Genomic DNA, 1,991 nt, shown 5'->3' with positions numbered 1-1,991 from the left:
CGGCACGCCCGCACAAGCCTGTCCCGACCTGACGGGCTGGCTCGACGGCCTGCGGGCCGGCGCTGGTGCTGCCCTCGTCACCGAGGAGGCGCTGGAAGGTGACCTCACCGACCTCTTTGCGTGGCTCGATGCGCAACCGGCTTGGTCGGATTTCCCCTTCATCGTGCTGGCGACCCGCCAGGCCGCCCGCCGCTCCGAGCGTGCGTCGCAGCGGCTCGCCCGGCTCGCCAATGTCGTGCTGCTCGAGCGCCCGGTGAATGCCGAGACGCTCGTCAGCGCCGCGGCCTCCGCCCTTCGGGCGCGCCGCCGCCAGTACCAGGCTCGTGAGCATCTCCTGGAGCGCGAGCGGGCTCAAGCGCAGCTCCGGCTCGCCAACGAGGATCTCGAGCGGCGCGTGGCCGAGCGCACGCGGGAGGTCGAGACCGCTCACGAGACCCTCGCCTTCGCCCTCGACGCCGCCGGCATGGCGTCCTGGGACCTCGATGACCGCACCGGCGCGGCGCGGCGCTCGCCCCGCTTCGACGCCGTCTTCGGGTACGGCGAGGCGGGCCCGCACTGGGACAGAGAGAGCCTGATCGCGCACGTCGTCGAGGAGGACCGCGACATCGCCGAGCGCGCTTTCGCGGCGACCCGCGAGACCGGCACGCTCGACCTCGAGTGCCGCATCCGGCGCGCCGACGGACAGGTGCGCTGGATCGCGCTCAGGGGCCGAGTCCGCGACGAGGGCGATACGGCGACGCGGATCGCCGGCATCCTGATGGACCGCACCGACCAGCGCTTCACCGAGGAGGCTCTGCGCCAAGCCCAGAAAATGGAAGCGATCGGGCAGCTCACCGGCGGCGTGGCGCACGACTTCAACAACCTGCTCACCGTCATCGTCGGCGGGCTCGACATGATGCTGCGTCGGCCCGAGCAGGTCGAGCGCGTGAAGCGCCTGGCCGAGGCGGCCATGGGCGCGGCGAGGCGCGGCGAGCAGCTGACCCAGCAGCTTCTCGCCTTCTCCCGGCGCCAGATGCTGCGGCCGCAGACGCTCAACCCGAACCGGCTGCTCCTGGACTTCAAGCCACTCGCCGAGCGGGCGGCCGGCGGAGCCGTCGCGCTGGCCTTCGACCTCGATCCCGCGATCGATCCGATCCGCATCGATCCGGCCCAATTCGAAGCGGCGGTGCTCAACCTCGTCGTCAACGCGCGAGATGCGATGGAGGGACGGGACGGCCCCGCCCGCATCGCCGTGACGAGCCGGAACATCCACCTCGGTACCTCGGCCGTCGCCGACAAGGGGGTGCCGCCCGGTCCCTACGTGACGGTGTCGGTCACGGACACCGGCAGCGGCATCCCGTCCGACGCGCTCCCGCGCGTGTTCGAGCCCTTCTTCACCACGAAGGAGGTCGGCAAGGGAACGGGGTTGGGCTTGAGCCAGGTCTACGGCTTCACGCGCAGCGCCAACGGCTTCGCACGCATCGAGTCCGAGGTCGGTCGGGGCACGACGGTCAGCCTGTGCTTCCCACGCTCGACCGATCCAGCCGGCGAGGAGCCTGGGACCGGGCCGGTCAGCGCCATTCCACTCCGCCGAGCCGGCGCGGGCGAGACGGTGCTGCTCGTGGAGGACGACGAGCCGGTGCTCGCCATGGCTGTCGAGAGCCTGGAGGAACTGCGGTACCGGGTGGTCGTCGCACGCAACGCCGCGGAGGCGCTGGAGCACCTCAGGGGGGTGGAGCGCATCGACATCCTGTTCTCGGACGTGGTGATGCCAGGCGGCATGAACGGCTCGCAGCTCGCCGTCGAGGCGCAAAGGCTCCGTCCCGGCATCAAGGTTCTGCTCACTTCGGGCTATGTCGCTAATCTCGACGAGGGGCAGGTCATCGGGCGCGGCGAGCTGCCGGTGCTGAGCAAGCCCTATCGCCGCGACGAACTCGCCCGCTCGCTCCGGCTGGTGCTTGGCGGCGAAAGACGCTGAAGGCGTCACCAATGACGATCCGGTGCCAGCCTTC

The 1,991-nt window shown here is 71.0% G+C and carries 1 protein-coding gene; it reads left to right on the top strand.

All coding sequences use genetic code 11. The features are described 5' to 3' along the window. On the top strand, positions 1-1,957 hold a 1,957-nt coding region (locus tag ABZT49_RS30595; protein WP_355291877.1), incomplete at its 5' end, for an ATP-binding protein. Positions 1,958-1,991 lie beyond the last annotated feature (34 nt).

The organism is Methylobacterium sp. EM32, from assembly GCF_040593685.1.
Lineage (GTDB): Bacteria > Pseudomonadota > Alphaproteobacteria > Rhizobiales > Beijerinckiaceae > Methylobacterium.
Note: the sequence above shows the minus strand (reverse complement) of the source record. Positions and strands in the feature narration are given on the sequence as shown.